This is a genomic window from Streptomyces liliifuscus (assembly GCF_016598615.1).
Taxonomy (GTDB): domain Bacteria; phylum Actinomycetota; class Actinomycetes; order Streptomycetales; family Streptomycetaceae; genus Streptomyces; species Streptomyces liliifuscus.
In genome coordinates, this window is record NZ_CP066831.1 from 77,128 (window position 1) to 99,378 (window position 22,251).

At 69.6% G+C, this 22,251-nt stretch carries 20 protein-coding genes; 9 read left to right on the top strand and 11 right to left on the bottom strand.

The genetic code is table 11. The features are described 5' to 3' along the window. The first annotated feature begins 20 nt into the window (after window positions 1–20). From JEQ17_RS00335 to JEQ17_RS00345, 3 genes are all read left to right on the top strand, one after another. A complete protein-coding gene (locus JEQ17_RS00335) occupies window positions 21–476 on the top strand; it encodes a MarR family winged helix-turn-helix transcriptional regulator (RefSeq protein WP_200393262.1) in 456 nt (151 codons plus the stop codon). Window positions 477–564: 88 nt separating this feature from the next. Next, window positions 565–1,020 (top strand): MarR family winged helix-turn-helix transcriptional regulator, encoded by a 456-nt coding sequence (locus tag JEQ17_RS00340; protein WP_200393263.1) that lies wholly within the window; start codon window positions 565–567, stop codon window positions 1,018–1,020. Window positions 1,021–1,137: 117 nt separating this feature from the next. Then, window positions 1,138–2,112, top strand: a complete 975-nt coding sequence (locus JEQ17_RS00345) for an Lrp/AsnC family transcriptional regulator (protein ID WP_200393265.1) — start codon at window positions 1,138–1,140, stop codon at window positions 2,110–2,112. Between the two features lie 203 nt (window positions 2,113–2,315). On the opposite strand, the gene JEQ17_RS00350 is transcribed toward JEQ17_RS00345, so the two are convergent. Continuing rightward, the gene (locus JEQ17_RS00350) at window positions 2,316–4,742 is read right to left on the bottom strand and encodes an MFS transporter (RefSeq protein WP_234048669.1); all 2,427 of its coding nucleotides are present in this window, start codon (window positions 4,740–4,742) and stop codon (window positions 2,316–2,318) included. A gap of 420 nt (window positions 4,743–5,162) precedes the next feature. On the opposite strand from JEQ17_RS00350, the gene JEQ17_RS00355 reads away from it, so the two are divergent. The 4 genes from JEQ17_RS00355 to JEQ17_RS00370 all read left to right on the top strand — a co-directional run bounded on the left by JEQ17_RS00355 (window position 5,163) and on the right by JEQ17_RS00370 (window position 8,993). Further along, complete coding sequence (locus tag JEQ17_RS00355) at window positions 5,163–6,101, top strand: ABC transporter ATP-binding protein (RefSeq protein WP_200393267.1); 939 nt, start codon at window positions 5,163–5,165, stop codon at window positions 6,099–6,101. Further along, window positions 6,098–6,943 carry an ABC transporter permease subunit gene (locus JEQ17_RS00360; RefSeq protein ID WP_200393269.1) on the top strand — a complete coding sequence of 282 codons (846 nt, stop codon included), beginning with the start codon at window positions 6,098–6,100 and terminating at the stop codon, window positions 6,941–6,943. Before JEQ17_RS00355 ends, JEQ17_RS00360 begins: the two co-directional genes overlap by 4 nt. 122 nt (window positions 6,944–7,065) lie before the next feature. Continuing rightward, a complete protein-coding gene (locus JEQ17_RS00365; RefSeq protein WP_200393270.1) occupies window positions 7,066–8,331 on the top strand; it encodes a sensor histidine kinase in 1,266 nt (421 codons plus the stop codon). Next, window positions 8,328–8,993: a response regulator gene (locus JEQ17_RS00370; protein WP_200393271.1), complete on the top strand. Its 666-nt coding sequence runs from the start codon at window positions 8,328–8,330 to the stop codon at window positions 8,991–8,993. Before JEQ17_RS00365 ends, JEQ17_RS00370 begins: the two co-directional genes overlap by 4 nt. Window positions 8,994–9,194: 201 nt before the next feature. Here JEQ17_RS00370 and JEQ17_RS00375 read toward each other — a convergent pair whose 3' ends face one another. From JEQ17_RS00375 to JEQ17_RS00385, 3 genes are read right to left on the bottom strand one after another with little or no spacing between them, the layout of a single operon-like run. Then, window positions 9,195–11,384 carry a xanthine dehydrogenase family protein molybdopterin-binding subunit gene (locus tag JEQ17_RS00375; protein ID WP_200393272.1) on the bottom strand — a complete coding sequence of 730 codons (2,190 nt, stop codon included), beginning with the start codon at window positions 11,382–11,384 and terminating at the stop codon, window positions 9,195–9,197. Then, window positions 11,381–12,361, bottom strand: a complete 981-nt coding sequence (locus JEQ17_RS00380; RefSeq protein ID WP_200393274.1) for an FAD binding domain-containing protein — start codon at window positions 12,359–12,361, stop codon at window positions 11,381–11,383. Before JEQ17_RS00380 ends, JEQ17_RS00375 begins: the two co-directional genes overlap by 4 nt. Before the next feature lie 5 nt (window positions 12,362–12,366). Further along, the gene (locus JEQ17_RS00385) at window positions 12,367–13,011 is read right to left on the bottom strand and encodes a (2Fe-2S)-binding protein (protein WP_200393275.1); all 645 of its coding nucleotides are present in this window, start codon (window positions 13,009–13,011) and stop codon (window positions 12,367–12,369) included. Between the two features lie 660 nt (window positions 13,012–13,671). Between JEQ17_RS00385 and JEQ17_RS00390 the strand changes: the two genes are divergently transcribed. After that, window positions 13,672–14,301 (top strand): TetR/AcrR family transcriptional regulator, encoded by a 630-nt coding sequence (locus tag JEQ17_RS00390; RefSeq protein ID WP_200393276.1) that lies wholly within the window; start codon window positions 13,672–13,674, stop codon window positions 14,299–14,301. A 77-nt stretch (window positions 14,302–14,378) separates the two neighbouring features. Here JEQ17_RS00390 and JEQ17_RS00395 read toward each other — a convergent pair whose 3' ends face one another. The 7 genes from JEQ17_RS00395 to JEQ17_RS00425 all read right to left on the bottom strand — a co-directional run bounded on the left by JEQ17_RS00395 (window position 14,379) and on the right by JEQ17_RS00425 (window position 20,334). Next, window positions 14,379–15,263 (bottom strand): SDR family oxidoreductase, encoded by an 885-nt coding sequence (locus tag JEQ17_RS00395; protein ID WP_200393277.1) that lies wholly within the window; start codon window positions 15,261–15,263, stop codon window positions 14,379–14,381. 67 nt (window positions 15,264–15,330) lie between these two features. Then, window positions 15,331–16,422, bottom strand: a complete 1,092-nt coding sequence (locus tag JEQ17_RS00400) for an alcohol dehydrogenase catalytic domain-containing protein (RefSeq protein WP_234048670.1) — start codon at window positions 16,420–16,422, stop codon at window positions 15,331–15,333. A 5-nt stretch (window positions 16,423–16,427) separates the two neighbouring features. Next, complete coding sequence (locus JEQ17_RS00405; RefSeq protein WP_234047965.1) at window positions 16,428–17,420, bottom strand: cupin domain-containing protein; 993 nt, start codon at window positions 17,418–17,420, stop codon at window positions 16,428–16,430. A gap of 120 nt (window positions 17,421–17,540) precedes the next feature. Next, on the bottom strand, window positions 17,541–18,284 hold the full coding sequence (locus JEQ17_RS00410) for a methyltransferase domain-containing protein (RefSeq protein ID WP_200393279.1): 744 nt from the start codon (window positions 18,282–18,284) through the stop codon (window positions 17,541–17,543). 111 nt (window positions 18,285–18,395) lie between these two features. Further along, window positions 18,396–19,235, bottom strand: coding sequence for a fumarylacetoacetate hydrolase family protein (locus JEQ17_RS00415; RefSeq protein ID WP_200393280.1), 840 nt, complete (start codon window positions 19,233–19,235; stop codon window positions 18,396–18,398). Next, window positions 19,232–19,879, bottom strand: coding sequence for a VOC family protein (locus tag JEQ17_RS00420; protein ID WP_200393281.1), 648 nt, complete (start codon window positions 19,877–19,879; stop codon window positions 19,232–19,234). The genes JEQ17_RS00415 and JEQ17_RS00420 overlap by 4 nt, the downstream gene beginning before the upstream one ends. Window positions 19,880–19,899: 20 nt before the next feature. Beyond that, a complete protein-coding gene (locus JEQ17_RS00425; protein ID WP_200393282.1) occupies window positions 19,900–20,334 on the bottom strand; it encodes a nuclear transport factor 2 family protein in 435 nt (144 codons plus the stop codon). Between the two features lie 176 nt (window positions 20,335–20,510). Here JEQ17_RS00425 and JEQ17_RS00430 point away from each other — a divergent pair, with 176 nt between their 5' ends. Beyond that, window positions 20,511–22,211: an FAD-dependent monooxygenase gene (locus JEQ17_RS00430; RefSeq protein WP_200393284.1), complete on the top strand. Its 1,701-nt coding sequence runs from the start codon at window positions 20,511–20,513 to the stop codon at window positions 22,209–22,211. The last annotated feature ends 40 nt before the right edge of the window (window positions 22,212–22,251 follow it).

A 22,251-nucleotide genomic window follows, 5' to 3' on the forward strand; every position in this document is an offset into this window, starting at 1 on the left:
AAGTGTCATATCCTTCTCCCGTGACACGAAACAATGAGGAGCTCGTCGAGCCCAACGCTCTTGACCGAGTGACCTGGGCGTTGCGCCGCGCGGAACTGGCCGTACTGGCACTCAAAGAGCAGCGGCTGCGCCCGCTGGGCCTGGCGGCCTCGCACTACACTCTCCTGATGTCGGTGCACTCCGACCCTGGGCTGACCGGCGCCGAGCTGGCCCGCCGCCTCAACGTGACCCCGCAGGCCGTCGCCTCACTGGTGGCGCGGCTGGAGAGCCGCGACCAGCTGGAGAGACGCGAGCACCCGCGCCACAGGCATGTGCAGGAGCTGCACCTCACCGACACCGGGCGCGAGATCCTGCGCGCGGCCGACAAAGTGATCGCCGGCATCGAGCTGCAGATCACCGGCGGTCTCGGCCCGCGGGAGAGCGCCCAACTGCGGGGGCTGCTCGACCGGGTGGCCGAGACGGTTCGCGAGGACTGAGCTGCGGCAGGCCCTGAAAGGACCAGCGCTCAGGCAGTTGGCCGCGATCAGGCGTTTGACATATGCCCAGGTGTCGTATTCTCACGGCGTGAGACACGATGATGACGGGCTGATCGCTGCCGACGCACTGGACCGGGTGACCTGGGCAATGCGGCGGGCGGAGTGGGCTGCCCAGGCCTGGAAGGATCAGCGGCTGCGACCGCTGGGTCTCGCGGCCGCGCAGTACACCCTGTTGATCAACGTCCATTCCGATCCAGGTCTGACCGGCGCGGAACTGGCCCGCCGCCTGAACGTCACCCCACAGGCAGTGGCCTCCCAGGTGACCCGCCTGGAGGAGCGCGGCCACCTGGAACGCCGACCGCACCCGCGCCACCGCCACGTGCAGGAACTGCATCTCACCGACGCCGGCCGCGAGATCCTGCGTGACGCCGATGCCGTGATCGTGGAAATCGAACGGCAGATCGCCGAGAAGCTCGGCCCCGAAAAGACCTCGCAGCTGAGGGCACTCCTCGATGAGGTCGCTGACGCGGTCCGGGCGCCTTGACCGGTCCCGTTTCCAAAGGGGAAGCGGGCCCGTGCCCGGCTGCGCCGCGCGCCGATCACCGCCCGTGCTGTTCCGCGCTTCCAGCGGCGCGTTCCGCCCCTGACCGAAGGAGAACCGGTGGGCGCCCCCACACTCGATTCCCTCGACCTCCAGATCATGCAAGCGCTGCAGCTCGACGGGCGCGCCCCGTTCAGCCGTATCGCCACCGTCCTCGGTGTCTCCGACCAGACCGTCGCCCGGCGGTACCGACGGCTGCGCAGCACCGTCAACGTGCGGGTGCTCGGCATGACGGACGAGAACCGCCTCGGCCGCCAGAGCTGGCTCGTACGCATGCACTGCACCCCGGATGTGGCGGAACAGCTCGCGGACGCACTCGCCAAGCGCCCTGACACGCTCTACGTGAATCTCATCTCCGGTGGCACCGAGGTCGTCTGCGGCATGAAACCACGCAGCCGCAAGGAGCGGGACGAACTGCTCTTCGACCGGCTCCAGCGCACCCCGCAGATCGTCACGGTGACCGCCCACTGCCTGCTGCACTCCTTCTACGGCGGCCCACTCGGCCGGCTGAACAAGGCCAACGCGCTCACCCCCGACCAGGAGGCCGCTCTGCGACTGCCGCCTCCGGGGTCGCCGGATGCGCCCGTCACTCTGGACGCGGCCGACAAGGCGCTGCTCGCGACGGTCCGCCGCGACGGCCGGGCCACCCTCACCGACCTGCAGAAAGCCACCGACCAGTCGGAGTCCGCGGTCAAGCGGCGGCTCGAAACCCTGCTCTCCACCGGCGTGCTGTACTTCGACGTGCAGTACGACCACGGGCCGCTCGGGCAGGACGTCGGCGCCATGCTCTGGCTCACCGTGGCACCCCACGCGCTCGCCGAGGTCGGCCGCAGCCTCGCCGCACACCCTGAGGTGCACTTCGCGTCCGCCACCACGGGCCAGGCCAACATCGTCGCCTCGGTCCACTTCCGGAGCCCCGACGAGCTGTACACCTACCTGAGCGAGAAGATCGGTGCCCTCAGCGGCATCCAAGCGGTGGAGTCGGCGCTCATCCTGCGCCAGATCAAGCAACTCAACTACGAACCGAACCGCTGACCCCGGCACGCGATCGCGCAGAGGTCGGCGTGTCGTGGTCCGGGACCCGCGGAAGTACGGGTCCCGGACCACGCGCGGGCGCCTTCCCGTCCCCACGGACGCGCCCCATACCGGTACCGGCCGCTCCATGCCCTCGCTGCGACCCGGTCCGGTACGTTCTGCGGCCCTGCTTCTCGGAAGGGCCCGCTGATCAGGTGGCCGGATCAGCTCTCCGGATGAGCCAGTTCCAGGTCGAGCTCACGGCCCGGCCCGTCCACGGCTATCGGCGCGGCAACCGGCGGATAGCCGCCGGCGATCACCGAGTAGTCGCCCGCGTCCAGGTCGGCGAAGGCATAGCCGCCGTCAGGCCCGGTGGTCGCCGTGCCGATCACGTTGCCCGCCTTGTCCACGAGCGTGACCCGCGCGTCGGTCAGCGGCCGGCGATCGGCGCCGGCCCGCACGGTGCCCCGAAGTACCGCCCCCGGCCACAACGCCACGTCCAGACGGGCGAGTCGAGGTCCGAACACCCGCACCGGGAGAGCGGCGGGCCGGAATCCCGCAGCGTTCACGATCACGGTGACCTCACCCTGCGGCAGCTCTCCGAACGCGAACGCACCTGCCGCGTCGGTCGTTTCGGCGGCCAGTGCCTCTCCCCGCGCATCCGTCACCGCCACCGTCGCACCCTGCACGGGCACCCCGTCTCCGGCGGTGACCACCGTTCCGGCCAACCCGCTGTTCGCGGGCAGCAGGACGTCGTGCGACAACGGCTCCTCCCCCACCACCACGCTGGACGCCTGCGGTTGGTGGCCCTGGGCCGACGCGATCAGCACGTACGATCCCGCGCTCGGTGCGTCCAGACGGTAGCGCCCTCCGGGATGCGCCACGGCCCGGCCCAGCTGTCGCCCGCCCAATGAAATCAGCGTCAGCGTGGCTCCCTCGACGGCGTCCCCTCCCGTCTCGAATACCCGGCCGTACAGGGCAGGACCCCGTGCATCGTCAGAGACGAACGTGTCGCCACCGTTTGCGGAGCCGACCGCGCCCGGCCGCTTCCCGGGCTCGCCCGACCGCCCCCGAGCATGGGCACCGACCAGCACCGGCTCCGGCTCGAACTCGGACTCGACGGAAGGCCCGGCGTCCTCGGATGCCGCCTGATCCGCAGAGCCGGCGACAGGTGCCATGGTGTGCTGTGGAGTCCGCAGCAGTACCGCGCCGACGAGTGCGGCGACCAGGGCCAGACATGCGGCCACGATCAGGCACAGGTAGAGGCCGTCGAGGAAAGCCTCACCCAACGCGCCCATGGCCCGGCCGGTGTCCTGGCCGAGGTTCACGCGGGCCGCCGCTCCCAGACCGCCCGCGTCCACGGCGTCGGTGATCCGGTGGGCCGCCGGCCCGGTGAGGCCGACGTCGCGCAGGTGGCCGGGCAGGGTGTCGGCGCTCTTCGTCGTCAGCAGGGTGCCCAGCACGGCCGGGCCGAGCACGCCGCCGACCTGCCGGAAGGCGTTGTTGCCCGCCGCCGCCATACCGGCCAGGTGGTGCGGCACCGCCGCGACCGCCGTGGCGGTCATCGGGGTGATCACCAGGCCCAGGCCGAGACCGAGCAGGGCGAGCCGCCAGGCCAGCGGGCCGAAGCCGGTCCCGGCGTCGATCGCGGTCAGGGAGAACAGCGATCCCGCGGTGATCAGCAGGCCGGTCGTGATCATGAATCGGGGCGGGATCCGGTGCATGAGGCGGCCCGCCAGTGCTCCCACGACCAGGGACATCACGCTGACGACCAGCAGCCGGTAGCCCGCATGCAGGGTGTCGAGGCGCTGCACCATGCCGAGGTAGAGACTGAGGACGAAGAAGAAACCGATCAGCCCCAGGAACGTGATCATGGCGATCAGGGCCGTAGCGCTGAAGGCCGCGCTACGGAAGAGCGACAGGTCGAGCATCGGGCCGGCGCTGCGCAGCTCGACCAGGACGAAGGCGATGGCGCCGACCACGGCCAGTGACAGGGCCGCGATCACCCGACCCTCGGTGAACGACGCGGCACCGCCCTCGATGACGCCGTAAACCAGCGCGCTGATCGTCACCGCCGCGGTGATCTGGCCGGGCCAGTCCAGCCGACGCTCACCGGGCGCGCGGGAGTCCGTCACCAGGGGCGCCGCGACCGCCAGGGTGATGACCGCTACCGGTATGGCCGGCAGGAAGATCCAGCGCCAGGTGGTGTGGTCGAGGATCACACCGGCGATCAAGGGGCCGACAGCCAGCGCGGCCATGAGAGACGCCGCCCAGAGCCCGACGAACGTGCCACGTTTGCGCGGGTCGGGAACGGCATGACTGATCAGCGCCAGCGTCGACGGCAGCAACGCGGCCGCGCCCAGCCCGGCGCACGCCTGACCGACCCACAGAACCTCGATCGACCGCGCCGACAGCGCGATCACGGCTCCCGCGCCTGCCAGCGCGAGGCCTGTCAGGTACACCTTCTTGCGGCCGTGTACGTCACCGAAGACCCCGGCGGACAGGATGAAAGCGGCCATGGGGAGCTGGAACGCCGACGAGACCCAGGTCAGTTGGGACGTCGACGCGTGCAACGCGCTCTGAATGGCAGGCAGGCTCACCGAGACGGTGGTCACCGGCAGATACGCGACGAACATCCCGAGACAGGCCATGACCAGTGTGGCCACCTGCCGTTCTCGTGGCTCGTTTCCCGATGGCGCGACGTTCACGAAACTCTCCCTTGTGGCGCGGCGGGGCCGCACTCGACTGACACGTCGACACTTTCCGGCCACTTCTGCCTCCCGAGCCAGCCACGGTCTCCAGAACCAGGAAAACCGACACCCGGAGCGGTCTCGCTGGGGATTTCCGACGGGCCGACGCCTCTGGAACGCAGCACGGACAAGCCCTCACCCTGACTCCGGGCCCGCCCAGGAATTTCGATCACAGCGGGCGACGACGAACGTCACCCCAAGGTCGCTGCCGCAGGCGGCGGCGTACCGCGGTCGTGGTACAGGAAGTGACCGCCGCAGGGCGACGCAAAGACCGACCCCCTTCAACGAGCCTTGAGGCCTGAAGCAACCCGGAGGTGGATTGTGATCGAGGTGAACAACCTCAGTAAGAGGTACGGCGACAAGCTCGCGGTCGACGCGCTGAGCTTCACCGTGCGCCCTGGTGTGGTGACCGGATTTCTCGGGCCCAACGGGGCAGGCAAGTCGACGACGATGCGGATGGTCATGGGACTGGACCGGCCGTCGTCCGGAACCATTCGCGTCAACGGCCGCCCCTACGAGCAGCACAAGGCCCCGCTGCAGGAGATCGGGGCACTGCTGGAGGCGAAGGCGATCCACCCTGGTCGTTCGGCGTACAGCCACCTGCTCGCGCTGGCGGCGAGCAACGGCATCGGCAAGCAGCGGGTGCTCGAGGTGATCGACATGGTCGGTCTGACGGAGGTGGCCCGCAAGCGTGCGGGCGGCTTCTCGCTGGGCATGGGGCAGCGACTGGGCATCGCCTCGGCCCTGCTCGGCGACCCGCACATCGTCATGCTGGACGAGCCGGTCAACGGCCTCGACCCCGAAGGCGTGCTGTGGATCCGCAACCTCCTGAAGGACCTCGCGGACCAGGGGCGGACCGTCTTCGTCTCCTCCCACCTGATGACCGAGATGGCGTTGATCGCCGAGGACCTCATCGTGATCGGGCGCGGTCGGCTGCTGTCCGCGGGCCCTCTCGCCGACTTCATCGCCCAGTCCGCCGGCCGGAGCGTGCGGGTGCAGTCACCGCAGGCCGCGTCCCTGCGTGACCTTCTGCTGGGCGACGGTGTCTCGGTCAGCAGCAGCCGGCCCGGCGTGCTGGACGTCCAGGGGCTGGAGGCCGCCGAGATCGGCGAACGCGCTGCGGCCGCCGGGCTGGTGCTGCACGAGTTGTCCGTTCAGGAGGCGTCGTTGGAGGAGGCGTTCATGGAACTGACCCGCGACTCCGTCGAGTACCACGCCACCACCGCCGAGTTCGCCACCGCCGGAAGGACGAACCGATGAGCACCGCCGCCCTCGACACACAGGACGCACAGAAGACGACCGGGGCCGCCGGTCGGCATGCGGGCGGTCAGCAGGTCACCTTTCCACGAGTCGTCCACATGGAATGGATCAAGCTGCGGTCGCTGCGCTCGACGCTCTACACGCTGGCGATCACCGTGGCCCTGGTCATCGGCTTCGGGCTGTTGTTCAGCAGTGTGGTCGGTTCGGGAGACGGCCCGGGAGAGGATGACTTCGGCGACCCGACCTCGATCAGCCTGGGCGGGGTGATGCTCGCCGCGTTGGCCGTCGCGGTGCTCGGGGTGCTGATGAGCGCCGGCGAATACGCCACCGGATCCATCCGCGCCACGCTGGCCGCGGTCCCCTCACGCCTGCCGGTGCTGTGGGGCAAGGTGACCGTCTTCGCCGTGGTGAGCTTCGCGCTCATGCTCGTCGCGGTCCTGGGGGCCTTCCTGGCCGGTCAGTCGGTCATGTCCTCCCGCGGTCTGGAAACCACCTCGCTCTCCGATCCAGGAGTGTTCCGGGCGCTGGCTGGCGCGGCGGTCTACCTCACCGGTGCCGGGCTGATCGGACTGGCGGTCGGCGTCCTGCTGCGCAACACCGCCGGAGCGATCACCCTCGTGGTGGGCGCGCTGTTCGTGGTGCCCGGCCTGATCCAGCTACTGCCGAGCAGCTGGAACGACGCCATCGGGCCGTATCTGCCGTCGAACGCGGCGAACGCGGTCATGACGGTGCGGACGGCCAGTGACTCGCTGTCGCCCGGGTCCGGGCTCGCGGTGTTCGCCGTCTACATCGTCGTGCTCCTGGCCGGCGCGGCCGTACTGTTCAAGCGACGCGACGCGTGATCCCGGTCGCCGCGGTCACGCCGTCAACCCGCTCGTACGCCTTCAGACGCGAGGACAGGCGGCCATATCTGTCCGAAACCAATGATCTGTACTGAGGATCTGTACTAAGGAACGGTGAAGCCGTGATCGGACCGGCGTCGCTGCAACGGGTCACCGGCGCTCACCCGCGCCTGCTGGACGCCGCCCTCGCCACGCTTGTGGGCGGTATCGGCCTGCTGCCCCTGCTGTTCGGAAGGTGGCCCGACGGCGTACGGCCGTCGGGCGCCGACGCCGTCGCCGCGGCGGCCGCGTTCCTGCTTCTGCTGGCCCGCCGCCGGGCCCCGCTGCCCGTCCTGGCACTGACAGTGCTCGGGGAGGTGGCTTTCACCGTCCTCGCGTCGTATCCGTCGCGGGTGCTGAAGGTCGCCGCGTTGATCGCGGTCTACACCGTGGCCCGAACGGTCCGTCGGCGGATCGCCTTGATCGCCGTCTCGGCCACGGCCCTCACCCTGTACGCGGTCATCACCTATGCGACGGATTCGGCCGCCGGCCCGGAGGCCGGTGCCGTGTTGGCCTGGACCGGGATGTTCGCCGCCGTCGGGGCCACCGTACGCACCTGGCACGACTACGCCGCCGCGATGGAGGAGCGAGCGCTGCGAGCGGAGGCGAGCAAGGAAGAAGAGGCCCGCCGCCGGGTCGCCGAGGAGCGGCTCCGCATCGCGCGGGAACTCCACGACGTGATCGCCCACCACATCGCCCTGATCACCATTCAGGCAGGAGTCGCCGGTCACTTCCTGCGAGGCCGGCCGGATCAGGCCGAGGTGGCGCTCGGTCACATCCGTGACGCCGGCCGCACGGTCCTGGACGAACTGGGCCCGCTGCTGCACGTACTGCGCCAGTCCGGCGACGAGACGGCGGAGACGCAACCGACCGAACCCGTGCCCGGCCTGTCCCGCCTCGGAGGGCTCCTCGAATCGCTGACCGCAGCCGGGCTGAACGTCCGCCAGCGGCAGGCCGGCCACCCGCGCCCCCTGCCGACCGCCATCGACCTGACCGCCTACCGCGTCGTCCAGGAGGGGCTGACCAACGCACACAAGCACGGGTCGACCGCCGAGGCGGGACTTCTCGTCGATTACGGGCCCGCCGAACTGCGCATCCGGATCACCAACCCCCTGGACTCCGGCCCCTACCCGGCGGCCGCGATGGGCACCGGACACGGGCTGACGGGCATGCGCGAGCGCGCCCACGCGGTCGGCGGCAGCTTCCATGCCGGTGCAGACGCCGACGGTCGTTTCTGTCTCGTGGTGCGTCTACCGCTGCCCCCGGCCGGACCACCGTCCGACACTCGCACGTCAGAGTGGCCGGGCACGGCCCTGCCCGCGACCGCCGCCAACGGGAGGCAGGGATGACCGTCCGTGTTCTGCTCGCCGACGACCAGGCCCTCGTACGCTCCAGCTTCCGCATGCTCATCGAGTCGGAGCCGGACCTGGAGGTCGTCGGAGAGGCGACGACGGGCGAGGAGGCGGTCGCGCTGGCCCGCAGCACCCGTGCCGACGTCGTGCTGATGGACATCCGGATGCCCGACATGGACGGCCTCGCCGCCACGCGCGCCATCTCGGCGGACGAAGATCTCGCGGGCGTCCGGGTGCTGATCCTGACGACCTTCGAAGCCGACGAGCACGTCTTCCACGCGCTGCGCGCCGGGGCCAGCGGGTTCCTCGGAAAAGGCGTGGAGCTCTCCTACCTCCTCGACGCCATCCGGCTGGTCGCCCGCGGAGAGGCGCTGCTGTCACCCAGGGCGACCAGGACACTCATCGCCCACTACCTCGCCTCACCCGACAGGACGAGCACTCCGACCCCGGCGCTGACGGCTCTGACCGACCGCGAGCGCCAGGTGCTCCATTTCGTGGCCGCCGGACTCTCCAACGACGCCATCGCCGAACAGCTCCATATCTCGCCATCGACCGCCAAGACCCACGTGAACCGCATCATGCCCAAGCTCGGTGCCCGCGACCGCGCCCAACTCGTCGTGATCGCCTACCAGAACGGCTACACCCACCCCGGCGCATGACCGACCGCACACCGCTCGGTAGGCCGGATGCCCGTCGGCTGCGCCGCCTGACAGCGTGCGGGGTGACTTGTGAGGGGTCCGCCGCCGCGTCCTGGGGGAGAGCACGTGGCGGCGGACCCGGTGCCCGGCGGCACGGCATCGCAAGCCGCCGGACGCTTGGGAGCCCGAGTGGCCGGGTGAGTGCACCGGCCACCCGGGGGCTCAGAGCAGTGCTTCGGCGGTGATGGGCAGTTCGCGGATGCGGCGGCCTGTGGCGTTGAAGACCGCGTTGGCGATGGCGGGTGCCACTCCGACGATGACGATCTCACCGAGTCCCTTGACGCCGATCGGGTCGGCTTCGTAGTCCTCACCCTCGATGTAGATGGCTTTCATGTCGGGCATGTCTGCGTGTGTCGGCACGAGGTAGTCGGCGAGGTTGGCGTTGACGATCCTGCCGTCGCGGTGGTCGGTGACCGTGTGCTCCAGGAGGGCATGACCGATACCGCCGACCATGGCCCCGATGGCCTGGCTGTCGGCGAGCCTCGGGTTGATGATCCGGGCAGCGTCGTACACGCCGACCATCCGCCGGACCCGTACCAGGCCGAGACGGGCGTCGACGGCCACTTCGGCGAAGGTCGCGGCGTAGGCGTAGAAGGAGAACTTCTCCGATTCCGGCGCCCCGGCGTACGAGCCCATCGCTTCGAGGCGGGTGCGGTTGTTGCGGGCCAAGAGGCGCTGGTACGTCTCCCCGCGGGTGGGCTCGTCCTTCACAAACAGCCGGCCGCCTCGTACGACGATGTCTGCGGCGTCGGCTCCGTGCAGGGGTGATCCGGCGTCGTTGACCGCAAGTGTGATGGCCTGCCCCCGCAGCTTGTCGCAGCCGTCCTGGACGGCGGAGCCGACGCTGGCCATGGTCTGCGAGCCGGCATGTACGGGGGCCGGCGGCATGAGGGAGTCGCCGAGCCGGAACGCCACCTGACGCATGGTCAGGCCGAGGGCGTCGGCGGCGACCTGGGTCATGGACGTGGCGGTGCCGGGGCCCATGTCGCTGGTCGCGGACTGCACCAGGGCGGTGCCGTCGGCGTCGAGCCTGACCGAGGCCTGTGCCGCACTGCGCTGGGTGTCGTAGACACCGGCGGCCATCCCCATACCGATGAGCCAGTCGCCGTCACGCACCGAGCGGGGCTTGGGGTCGCGCCGGTGCCAGCCGAACGCGCGGGCGCCCGCGCGGTAGCAGTCACGCAGGCGACGGGTGGAGAAGGGCAGATTGGTGGACTCGTCGTCGGCGGGTTCGTTGCGCAGCCGCAGCTCGATCGGGTCCAGGCCCAGTTCGTGGGCGAGTTCGTCCATCGCCGACTCGACGGGGAAGGCGCCGCTGGCGTAGCCGGGGCCGCGCATGAACCACGGGGTGCTCACGTCCAGCGGGACGTGGCGGTAGGCCTGACGGACGTTGGGCGTGCTGTAGAGCATCCGGCCGGGTTCCAGGACGTGTTCGCTGTGCCGTTCGTAGCGGGAGCTCTCGGTGCGGATGTCGTGGGCCGACGCGGTCAGGCGGCCCTGCCGGTTGCCGCCGAGGCTCAGTTCGTACTCGTATGCGGGCCGGAATCCCACGCCGAAGTACAACTGCCTGCGTGTGAGGACGAGTTTCACGGGGCGTTTCACTTCGCGGGCGGCCAGGGCCGCGGTGACGGCGTGCACGTAGGTACGGGCGGCGCTGCCGAAGGCCCCGCCGACGAACGGCGAGATGACGCGGACGTTGCCGGGCGGGATGCCAAACTCACCAGCCAGGGTGCGCACGGCGCCCACCACGTTCTGGGTCTTCTCCCACACGGTCAGCCGGTCACCGTCCCAGCGGGCGACGGTGGCGTGCGGCTCCATCGGGTTGTGGTGGTTGCGGGCCATCCGGTACGTCAGGTCCAGCCGGACCGGGGCGGATTCCAGGGCTGCGTCGGCGTCGCCGCGTGCATAGGTCTCGGGGTCGTCGGCGGGTTCGGCGACGCCGATGTCGGTCGAGACGGACTCGGCATCGTAGGAGACCCGCACCAGGCTCGCGGCGTGCTGTGCGCTCTCCAGCGTGGTCGCCACCACGACCGCGACCGGCTGACCGAAGAACCGGACCCGGTCGTCCTGGAAGGCGCGCAGCCGCTGCCCCGGCGGGAATCCCCCTTGGACGGGCGGCAGCTTGGGCGCGTTGAGGTGACTGATCACCTTCAGGACGCCGGTTTCGGCTTCGGCGGCGCGGGCATCGATGCCGGTGACACGGCCCCGGCCGACACTGCTCTCGACGAGAACCGCGTGCACGACCCCGTCGGGGTTGTTGTCGGCGGCGTACTTTGCTTTGCCGGTCACCCTCAGCCGTGCGTCGACCCGGGGCTCCGCCGCACCGACGGCTGCCTGCGGCTGCGGGCTCATTTGGTACCTCCTACGGTGCTCAGCTGGCGCTCGACGGTGCGTTTGAGCAGCTCGGCCTTGAAGCCGTTGTGCGCAAGGGGGTGGGCCCCGACGGCCGCTTGCTGCGCGGCGGCCGCCCACAACGACTCCGAGGGACGCTCACCCACGAGATGCAACTCGACGGCGGGCAGCTTCCACGGCACGGTGCCCACTCCCCCGGCGGCCACCCTCGCCTCCTGGATCACGCCACCGCGCACGTGCAGGGCGACCGCGGCCGACGTGAGCGCGAACTCGTACGACTGCCGGTCGCGCACCTTCAAGTAGCCGGACTTCAGAGGGCGCGGAAGGGCCGGGATCTCGACCGTCGTGATCAACTCGCCCTGCCGGAGGGCCTGTTCGCGCTGCGGGGTGCTGCCCGGCCGCAGCAGGAAGTCGGCGAAGGCGACACGGCGTTCCCCGTCCGGGCCCAGCAGGTGCACGCTCGCTTCCAGTGCTGCGAAGGCCACGGCGACGTCGGAGGGGTGGGTGGCCACGCAGTCGTCGGAGGTGCCGAGGATCGCGTGGGTGCGGTTGAAGCCCTCCCGTGCCGCACAGCCCGAGCCGGCGTCGCGCTTGTTGCAGTCGGCGCTCACGTCACGGAAGTACGTACAGCGGGTGCGCTGCATGATGTTGCCGCCGATGGTGGCCATGTTCCGCAACTGGGCGGACGCGCTCAGCTCCAGCGCCTGCGAGATGACGGGGTACAACGAGCGCACCTTGGGGTGGGCGGCCGCCTCGGACATGGTCACCAGCGCGCCGATGCGCAAGCCGCCGCGCTCGGTGACGGTGACCTCGCGCAGCGGCAGCGCGCTGATGTCGACGAGCGTGTCGGGGTGTTCGACGGTCTCCCGCATGAGGTCGACGAGCGTGGTACCGCCGGCGATGTAGCGACCGCCGCGCCGACCGGCGTCGAGGGCCTCACGCGTGTCCGCGGCCTTGGTGTAGGTGAAGGGATACATGGGGTTCAGCCCTTCCGGCCGGCGGCCTGCTCGACCGCGCGCTCGATCTTCACGTAGCAGCCGCAGCGGCAGAGGTTGCCGCTCATCCACTCCCGGATCTCCTCCGGCGAACGGGTGTGACCCTCCTGGATGCACCCGACACCGGACACGATCTGCCCCGGCGTGCAGAAGCCGCACTGGAAGGCGTCCTGGTCGATGAACGCCTGCTGCAGCGGGTGGAGCCAATCGCCCTTTGCCAGGCCCTCGATCGTGGTGACCTCGGCGCCTTCCAGACGCACCGCCAGCGTCAGACAGGAGTTGACCCGGCGTCCGTCGACCAGGACCGTGCAGGCGCCGCAGGCCCCGGCGTTGCAGCCCTTCTTCGAACCGGTCAGGTCGAGATGCTCACGCAGCAGGTCGAGGAGCGAGGTGCGGTTGTCGACCGTGAGGGTGCGCCGGACACCGTTGACCGTCAAGGAGACACGGCTGCCAGGTGGCGCCTCGACGGCGCCCGCCTCCTCGGCGGCGAGCGCGGGCGACCCTGCGACCAGGTCGCCGACCACCGCGGCTCCGCCTACAGCCGTGGTCGTGGCGATGAAGGTACGCCGGGTGGGCGCGGATGGGGACTCGACGGGAGGAGTCTGGGCTTGGACGGGATGTTCGGCGGGCATGTCCACTCTCCCTCAATGGGGTGCGGGTCGATGGGGCGGCGGGTGATCGTCGGGGGCTCACACATGGCCGTGCCGTTCCGCGAAGGCGCGCCCGTTACTCAGGCCGACTGCTGTTCCCTCGTACCGACGGGAAGACTGGTTGCCACCGGGCGGTAAGACCGACAGCCGGATGGGGCAGGCCGTCAGGCGCGGCGGTCAAGGGCTGGGCGCAGGCGGCACCGCCGGGCGAAGAGCCGTCGGTGGTCAGGGACAGGGTCCGGAGCACAGGTCTAGCATTAACCTCCTGATGACTAACAAGCAAGCGTTTATGCATCAAGCATCTTTACACTCACGCGACCCTTTGCTCCTATGCAGTTCCGCTACAGGGACACGCGACGGCCGCTCGTGCGGCGTCGATCGCCCGTCGGATCGAATCGGAGACGACCTCGCCGCTCTCCCCGGACGACAAGGACTCCATTCACCGGCTGCTCCACCGATTGGTCGAGGAACTGAACCCGGACGCCCTTGCCGTCGACAGTCGATCGTTCAACTAGCCCCGGACAGCAGAGAAACCCGGGACACAGGTCACCAGGCACAGGTGAGCGCCGCTCTGCAGACGCAGTCCCGACGCGGCCCGAGCGACGTACATCGGCGCACCGCGAGCGAAAGGACCGGGATGCCATGAGCAGTGCCGAGGGCCGTCCGCCGTCGTACGGATCCACCCGCGGTCGTCCCCGCAGCGAAGCCGTGGAACAGGCCATTCTGGAGGGAGTGATGCAGCTCCTGGAGGACGGCGTTCCGCTGGCTGATGTCTCCATCGAACGCATCGCTCGCTCCGCCGGTGTCGGCAAGGCCGCCATCTACCGGCGCTGGAGCGACAAGGAGGATCTGTTCGTCGACGTCATGTGGGCCGCCGAGCCCGCGGAGCCCGAGCTCCCCGGCACCTCGATGCGCGACGACCTGGTCGTACTGCTGGAGTCGATGCGCCAACGCAGCCTGGTCAGCGTCTTGTCGGCGATCCTGCACAATGCGCACGCCCAGATGAGGAGCAGCCCGAAACTATGGGCCGCCTACCATTCCGGCGTGATCACTCCCCGGCGCGACCTCGGCTTGAAGGTCCTCCGCCGAGGCCGGACGAACGGGGAACTCCGTACGGACGTCGACCTGGAGCTGGCTGTCGAAATGTTCGTCGGCCCCCTGCTCACCCGCGCGTTCATACGCCACGACCCCGACCTCCCGGACGGACTGGCCGAACAGATCGTCGACACCGTCCTCCACGGCCTACGGCCCGTCAGCTCCGCGAGCGCTTGACTGCCGTCATGACGGCCCGCCGGTTCTTCTGGCGGGCCGTGACGGCATGCGGGTGATCCTGGGCACGATGCGGGGTCTCAGGGGACGTCGAACGCAGCGGCCGCTTCCGCGAAGGACGCGGGTTCGCGGCCGAGCAGCATCCGCAGAACGTTGCTGTTGCCGTGCAGGCCGTGCCGGTCGTAGTCCTGCCACATGGCACGCATGTCGGGGCCCCGGGACGGATCGTCCGCCACTCCTGGCGGGAGCGGCGCCTTTGCCCAGTCGACCGTCCGCGCCTCGAGCTGCACGCCTCGTGCACGTCCCGCAATGCGCAGGGCCTCGGCCGGCGTGGTGGTGGGTCCCGCCAGTTCGTAGGTCGCCGAGGCGTGGCCCTGCTCGGACAGCACCTTGACGCCGACCTCGGCGAGCTCACGCAGGTCGATGAAGGAGAACCGGTGACTGACGTCGAACGGCACGTCGACCTGCCCGGCGGGAGCCCTCCCCCACGTCGACAGGACGATCTGGGCGAACATCGAGGGCTGGAGGATCGTCCATTCCAGGTCCGTACCCCGCACGGCGGCCTCGGCGTTGGCCTTGCGCAGGTGGTGACGGAGCCCGGGGGTGTGCGGGTGGAGGACGGACAGGTACACGAACCGGCGCGCGCCCGCACGCTCGGCCGCCTCCAGCGCCCTGATCGCGAAGACGTCCTCCTCCGGGTGGAACGCCGGCGGAATCATGAACACGGAGTCGGCGTCCTTCACCGCCCGGCGGACGGAGTCGGGCTCCGCGAGATCGGCCTCGACGATCTCGTCGGCACCCAGAGCCGCCACCCGTGCACGGCCCGCCGGCCCGTGCACCACCGCACGGACCCGGAACGGAGACCGCCGCGCCGCATCCAACAGGTACCTGCCACAGAGGCCGCCCGCCCCGATCACCGCGAGCAGGGGCGGCTCTTCGCTGCGTACGGCTTCCGTTTCGGACACTTTCCGGTTTCCTCTCGCTGGATCCTCTATGGCTCGGCGGAACACGATGACGGACTCGTGCCCAGGGTCAGGGATTGATCACGGGCATCCACATGGGTTCGTCGCGGCGTTGGACAGCGTCGACGGCCCTCATCGCATCGCTGAGCGGGAACCGATGGGTGATGAGCTCGTCAGCGGTGAGGGCGCCGGTCTCCAGCAGGCGCAGGACTTCCAGCGCATCGTTGCGGGTACAGGCGCGGGTCCCGACGAACCGCCACATGTTCATCATGAGTGCCATCGGTGACTGCTGCAGCGGCGTCATGTTGCCTCCCATGTGCACCAGTGCGCCGCCGGTCGCGACCCCGGCCATGGCCTGGCCGGTGACCGGCCCGTCGGGGACGTAGTCAAGGACCGCGTGTGCTCCGCCGGGTGCCAGTTCGCGCAGCCGGCCGGCTAGCGCGCCCGTGGTCGCCCAGTCGTCAGGGAGTTCGTCCAGGGCGACGACGCTGGTCGGGATGCCACCGGACAGCCCGGCGACGGCCTTGAGCCGGTCTCTGTGGCGGCCGACGAGGATGAGGTCGGCGACACCGAAGTGCTTCGCGAGCTTGACCGTCGCGGTGCCCATGGCCCCGGTCGCGGCGGTGACCACGATCGTGGATCCCATCGGCAGCTCGGCCCACTTGAGCGCGCGCACCGCGTTGCCCATGGTGAGAACCTTGGCGGCGACGTCGAAGCCGACGGATTCCGGAAGCGGGTCGACCAGCCAGTACGGGATGCGTACGTATTCGGCGAGCACGCCGTTGTGGTACTCGTCATAGAGGGGCATCGAGGAGTCGTTGAAGGCGGCGTAGCCCATCATGGACTGCTGCGGGCACATCATGTCGCGGTCGGTACGGCAGTAGATGCAGGTACGGCAGTTCAGGAAGGTGTGCGCCCTGACCCGGTCACCGATGCGGACGCCGCTGGCGTCGCTGCCGACGGCGGCGATGGTGCCGGCGGCCTCGAAGCCGAGGGTGGTCGGCAGATGCTTGAACGCGCCCATTTTGAGCAGGCGCATGATCCCCGGGGCCAGGCCGGCGGATGCGACCCGCACGACGACGTCCATCGGACCGGGCTCGGGAACGGGGATGTCCTCCAGGACCAGGGTGCTGGCGTCACGATGGGCGCGCAGGGCAAGCATCGTGGTCACGAGTGGACCTCCGTGGTGAGGGCCGCGAGCCGTTCGGGCGAGTACTGGTCGGCGGTACGGGAGGTCTTGGCGACCTGCGGAACCTCGCTGCGTGAGAGCAGGCTGACATAGTCACCCGCCTCGGTCGCGACACTGGCGTACGAGATCCCGAGCGGGATGCGCACGAAGTCGCCGGGCTTGAGGTCGAGGACGCCGTGCTGGGTGATCAGGGTGCGGTGGCCGTTGGCCTGGTACTGGATCTCGTCGGCGTCGAGGGTGCGGCGGTAGCGGCGTTCACCGCCGGGCACGGTGTTGACGAGGCCGATGCGGACGCGGTCGGTGCCGTACAGCCAGGTGGTGTCCTGGGAACGGTCGGGGCGCAGTACCTGCAGCCGACGGTCGTCGTTGTGAACATGTTCGAGCAGCTGCTGTTCGTCGATCCCGAAGAGGGTGATGTCGCGACCGGGTATGCCCAGGTTCCAGCTGACGGCTTCGTTGGCCGGGGCGGGCTGCCAGCCGGGAAACGGCGGGAACACCGCCTGGGACTCGCGCTGGGCCGGTACCAGCTCGGCGACCGGGGCGGGGATGTAGAACAGCAGGTGGCTTGCGGCGCGGCCGTAGTTGTCGTGGGCCACGCCCCGCGGGATGCGGGAGAACTCGCCGGGCCGGTGCTCGACCACGCCGAGTTCGGTCATCAGGGTGCGCTCGCCGGCGATCTGGTAGGAGAGCTCGTCCACGTCGCAGTTGCGGTGATAGAAGGGCTGCCGACCGTCCATCTTCTGCCACTCGACGCGGAGCTCGTCGTTCTCGTACACACCGCGCGGCGGGGCGAACGCCTCTGCCTGGTACTCCTGCGGGTAGTGCACCACGGTCAGTGGCGGCTGCTCGTCCCACAGTTTCATGGGCACCTTGGACGGATGCGGCGGCGACAGCAGCAGGTGCTCGTCGCGGACGACGCTCTGCAGCGGCTGGTCCGATGCCATGACCATGATGTCCTCGTTGACACTCACGGCAACCTCCTCATTCGGGGTGGCGTCGCTTAATGCGGCTCAGGTTGTCAGCCGATCCCGCTGCCCGGAACTCGGCAGGATCGGGGTCTTTTCGAAACGGTTTCGGTGCTGTCGGCGGTGTTACTTCTTTCGTCCCCAGAACATCTCGATGCCGCGCCATTCCATCAGCTGTGGGCTGTCGACGGTGTCCCCGAATGCGTCGCGGACCTCTTCGCCGGACCAGTAGGGAATGTCTTCCACCGGGACCTGCTGAAACAGTTTGTCGAACCATTGCCGGAGATGGACGTCGGAGTTGATGCGCGCGGTGAACGTCGGCCCCTTCAGGACCGACTCGGCCAGCACGATGCGCCGCCCCGGCTTCATCACGCGCAGCAGGTTCCTGGCCGTCTCCTCCCAGTCGTCGCAGTGCTGGGTCGCCTGGAGCACCGCGACGCAGTCGTACTGCTCGTCGGCCTTCGAGTCGGCGTAGTCCCAGCGCCAGCAGCCGGTCTGACCGTTCCGCCCGGGGAGCTTGCCCAGGACCGCCTTGCGCCCCTCGTGGATGATCTCCACCTCATCCACGACGCCGTCCGGTCCCACGATCTCCCGCATGTCTTCCACCCACCCCGCGGGGGCGATGCCCTCGCCGATGAGCAGGACCTTGTCTCCGGCGCGGAGTTCGAGGAGGCCATAGACGATTTCGGAGATCGGCCGGGCCAGTTCCCTCCAGATGTAGGGCAGCCCGCCGGCGATCGACACGGCGGTCCCCCACTTGTTCTGCAGGCTGCCGTCGTGGACCTCCTTCCCGAAAATTTCCTCGTCCCACGGTTGAACGTGGTCCCACGGGTTTCCGCCGCCGAAACTGCTGTTGGGATCGCTGCTCACCTGAATTGCCTCCTACCACTGGGCCCTCGCACATGCGACGGCCGCCAGAATTGACTTTTCCCGACCTCCAGGACGCCACAACTCCGGCATCCTCAAGATGGCCTCCGCGCGTCAGGCGCAGGTGTTCACAAGCGTGCCGATGCCCTCGATCTCGATCCGGACCTCGTCCCCGGACCGCAGGAACAGGCCTCGTTTGTGCCCCACCCCGGCCGGAGTGCCGGTGGCGATCACGTCGCCGGGTTCGAGGGTCGTCTGCCGCGACAGGTACGAGACCAGCGCGGGAACCGGGTGAATGAGCTGGGAGGTACGCGCGTCCTGGCGGAGCTCGCCTGCGACCCAGGTGCGCAGGTGCAGGTCATCAGGATCGGCGAACTCGTCGAGCGTGGCCAGGGCGGGGCCCATGGGGGTGAAGGTGTCGAAGCTCTTGGCCGCGGTGACGTTGGCGGCCCGGCCGGGTACCCGTCCCTTCTGGACATCGCGCGCGCTGACGTCGTTGCAGATCGTGAAGCCGGCGACGAACGAGTACGCGTCCGCCTCCGGCACGCCGGTAGCGCGCCTGCCGATGACGACCGCGAGTTCGCCTTCGTAGTCGACCTCGTCCGGGGCGGCCTTCGGGAAGCGGATCCGCTCTCCCGGACCGATCACCGAGGACGGGGCCTTCAGGAAGATGACCGGGTCCTCCGCCGTGCCGGCGTACCCCACCTCGGTGCGGTGTCCGGCGTAGGCGTAACCCACCGCCCAGATCTTCGAGGGCCGGAGGACGGGCGCCACGAGCTGGGCCTGGGTCATGGGGACCCGGTCGCGGACCGTGGCCGTGGCGATGGACGCGATGTCGAGGCCGGACTGCAGGGCCGCACCGATGTCGGTCGCGTCGAGGTCGAGGAGGGCGACGGTCTCACCGTCGTCCTCCAGCCTGCCGATCCCCTTGGCCGTGCTGACGAGCCTGGTCACAGGGCCACCGCCTGGTTGTCCAGGCGCAACAGCTCGTCCTTGGGGTCACCCGCTCGGTAGCGGGCGACGAAGCGCTCGGCGTTGAGCTCCAGGCCGGAGGGGTTCGCCGCGAAGACGGGGCCGGACATGAAGGCCACCTCCTCCTCCGTGGTGGCGAAGTTGGCGCAGGAGAACTCGACGATGTTCCTGTCCGGGTCGCGGTAATAGAAGCTGGTGGCCTGGCCGTGGTTGGCGGCACGGTGTGGGCGCGCGCCGATGGACGCCATGTGCTCGAACTGGGTGACCAGTTCACCGAGCGAGCCGACACCGAACTGGAAATGATGCAGACCCGGCCCGGAGGCATCGGTCCCGATCAGGCTGTCGATGCCGAACAGCGCGAGAACCTGACTGCTGTGCGGGGCGTCATGCACACGGAAGAAGCCCAGTCGGACATCGACCGCTCGCTCGGGCATCCCCGCGGGACGCGGTGGGGCGTCGGGATCGGGGGTCCGCTCGTAGAACGGGCCGTGTCCCAGTACGTGAGTGTAGAAGGCGGCCATGTCGTCGTAGCGGCCGGTCTTGAGCACGAGCTCGGCTATCTGCAGCGCGACGGCTTGGGTCTCGGTGGCCGCGGGGGCGGCCGTGCTCTGGGGGGTGGTCGTCATCGTGAGGGACTCCTTGCCCGTCAGACGGTGGGGTGCAGCGGCCTCGAGGTGCGGTGCGTGATCCGCCACTCCCCGCCGGCGTGGCGGAACCGGTGAACGGTGTTGAGGACGCGGTCCAAGACATAGACGCCGTCGGGTTTCCGGACGTGCAGCAGAACCATGGCCTGCAGCTCGACCCGCTTTTGGCCACTTCCGTCGTCATCGTCGCCCTGCCCGCTGACGACCTCGTTGGCGAGCACATGGACGGTCTGCCGTCCGGTGTCGGCCTCTCGCGCCTTGAGGAAGCCGAGTATCTCGTCCCGTCCGCGGAAGACCCGGCCATGTGCCTCGAACTGGGCGTCGTCGGCGAACGCGCCGATCCCGGCGGTGGCCCGGCCACTGTCGATGTCGCGGTGGTACCTGACGACCAGGGCCCGACAGTGGCCCGCAGCATCGCTTCGATCCGCCGGAGACACCACAACGTTCCCCTATCTCTTGAACCAGGGTCAAGCGTAGCACCGCACCCACCTTGCCGAAAGATGCCTGATCCATCTCGCTCTTCCAAAAGGACGCCTGGGCATGCGAACCTGACTCCGGTTCAAGAGTTTGGGTCGCGATTGATCCAACCCGTGTTCAGGAAGGCAGGTCCCCTGTGTCTGACCGCAACGAAAGAGCCGAATCCCGGCGTGTCCTGGTCGTCGGGGCGGGCCCCGTGGGCCTCTCGCTCGCGATCGAGCTGGGGTGGCGCGGTGTGCCGGTGACGGTGATCGACCAAGGCGACGGCCGCGTGCCCTTCCCGGCGGGCGAGGCGATCTTCTCCCGCACCATGGAACACCTTCGGCGCTGGGGCTGCGCGGAGGAGGCGCGCGCGGAGTCGGCACCGCCCACGGACTATCCGCACCGCACGGTGTTCGCCACGTCAGTGACGGGACACGTACTCGCCGAATTCGATTACGGTGTCACGAACCGGTCTCCCGGCGTGTACGGCCCCCTGACGCCGGAGGGTCCCGCGTTCCTGTCCAAGTTCTCGTTCCTGCCGTTGCTCGAACGGACGGCGCGAGGCCTTCCCTCGGTGGAGATCAGGTTCGCCACACGCCTGGAGACGTTCGAGCAGGACTCCGACGGCGTCCTCGCCGTGGTGCGTGACCTGGAGAGCGGCGCGTCCGAGACACTGGCCGGCGCGTACCTCGTGGCCTGTGACGGCGGCCGCAGCGGCGTCCGGCGCGCACTGGACATCGACTTCGAGGGCATGTTCGCGCAGGGCCAGAACTTCGCGGTGCACTTCCGTGCGCCTCAACTGCCGGCCCTGCTCCGGGAGCGGTTGGGCGGCACGGCGGTGCAGATCCACACACTGTCGTCGGCGCGCAGGCCGTACATCACGGTGGTCAACGGCGTGGACGAGTGGCGACTCTCGGTCTACCTGGAGCAAGAGCCGGAGCCCGGGGACGCGGTCGCCTGGGTGCAGGAAGCCGTAGGTGCGCCCATCGACGTGGAGATACTCGCCGCCCAGCCCTGGAGCGGGCACTGCGTCGTGGCCCGAAGCTACCGCGCGGGGCGGGTGTTCCTCGCGGGTGACTCGGCGCATCTGCTGTGGCCCAAGGGAGGCTTCGGTGCCAACACCGGGATCGGCGACGCCGTCGACCTCGGCTGGAAGCTCGCCGCGGTCCTTCAGGGCTGGGCGGGCCCCGCACTGCTCGACAGCTACGAGTCGGAGCGGCGGCCGATCGCCGTCCGCAACGTCACGGAGGCGTCGAGCAACTGGCGGTCCGACTCCGAGCTCGCACCCGACGCCGCACTCGGCCGCGCGGACGCGGAAGGCGACCAGGTCCGCGGTGAGATGGGCGAGATGATCCGCCGGTCGAGGGGAAAGGAGTTCCGCTGCACGGGTATCCAGCTCGGATACCGCTACGGCGGCTCCCCGATCTGCGTGCCGGACGGTACTCCGGAGCCGCCCGACGAGCCGGACGACTACGTCCCGTCGACCTGGCCCGGTTGCCGGGCACCGCACGCATGGCTGCCCGACGGCAGCTCGATGCTCGACCACTTCGGCCGCGGGTTCGTGGTCGTGGTCTCGGGGTCGGCGGACCCGTCCGCGCTGGTGGAGGCCGCGCACCATCGTGGCGTGCCGCTGACGGTGCTGCGCCTCGCCGATCCGGCCGCGGCGAGACTCTACGAGAGGCCGCTGGTGCTGGTCCGCCCCGACGGGCATGTCGGGTGGCGGGGCGAGCAGGCCCCGGCCGACCCCGGTGCTGTGCTCGACCGGCTGCGCGGGGCGGAGGCCGGGAATCCGGCCGCGGGTTCGGTCATGGAGACGCGGGCGGTGTCGGCGGGAGTCGCCACTCGCCAACTCTGACCACTCGCCAACTCCGGCCCGCCGCGATCAACGGTCAGCG

Coding starts and splice junctions, on each gene's coding strand:
- JEQ17_RS00350 (WP_234048669.1), bottom strand. CDS start 4,742: ATGGCCTGTCTCGGGATGTTCGTCGCGTATCTGCCGGTGACCACCGTC.
- JEQ17_RS00360 (WP_200393269.1), top strand. CDS start 6,098: ATGAGCACCGCCGCCCTCGACACACAGGACGCACAGAAGACGACCGGG.
- JEQ17_RS00370 (WP_200393271.1), top strand. CDS start 8,328: ATGACCGTCCGTGTTCTGCTCGCCGACGACCAGGCCCTCGTACGCTCC.
- JEQ17_RS00375 (WP_200393272.1), bottom strand. CDS start 11,384: ATGAGCCCGCAGCCGCAGGCAGCCGTCGGTGCGGCGGAGCCCCGGGTC.
- JEQ17_RS00380 (WP_200393274.1), bottom strand. CDS start 12,361: ATGTATCCCTTCACCTACACCAAGGCCGCGGACACGCGTGAGGCCCTC.
- JEQ17_RS00385 (WP_200393275.1), bottom strand. CDS start 13,011: ATGCCCGCCGAACATCCCGTCCAAGCCCAGACTCCTCCCGTCGAGTCC.
- JEQ17_RS00390 (WP_200393276.1), top strand. CDS start 13,672: ATGAGCAGTGCCGAGGGCCGTCCGCCGTCGTACGGATCCACCCGCGGT.
- JEQ17_RS00400 (WP_234048670.1), bottom strand. CDS start 16,422: ATGCTTGCCCTGCGCGCCCATCGTGACGCCAGCACCCTGGTCCTGGAG.
- JEQ17_RS00420 (WP_200393281.1), bottom strand. CDS start 19,879: ATGACGACCACCCCCCAGAGCACGGCCGCCCCCGCGGCCACCGAGACC.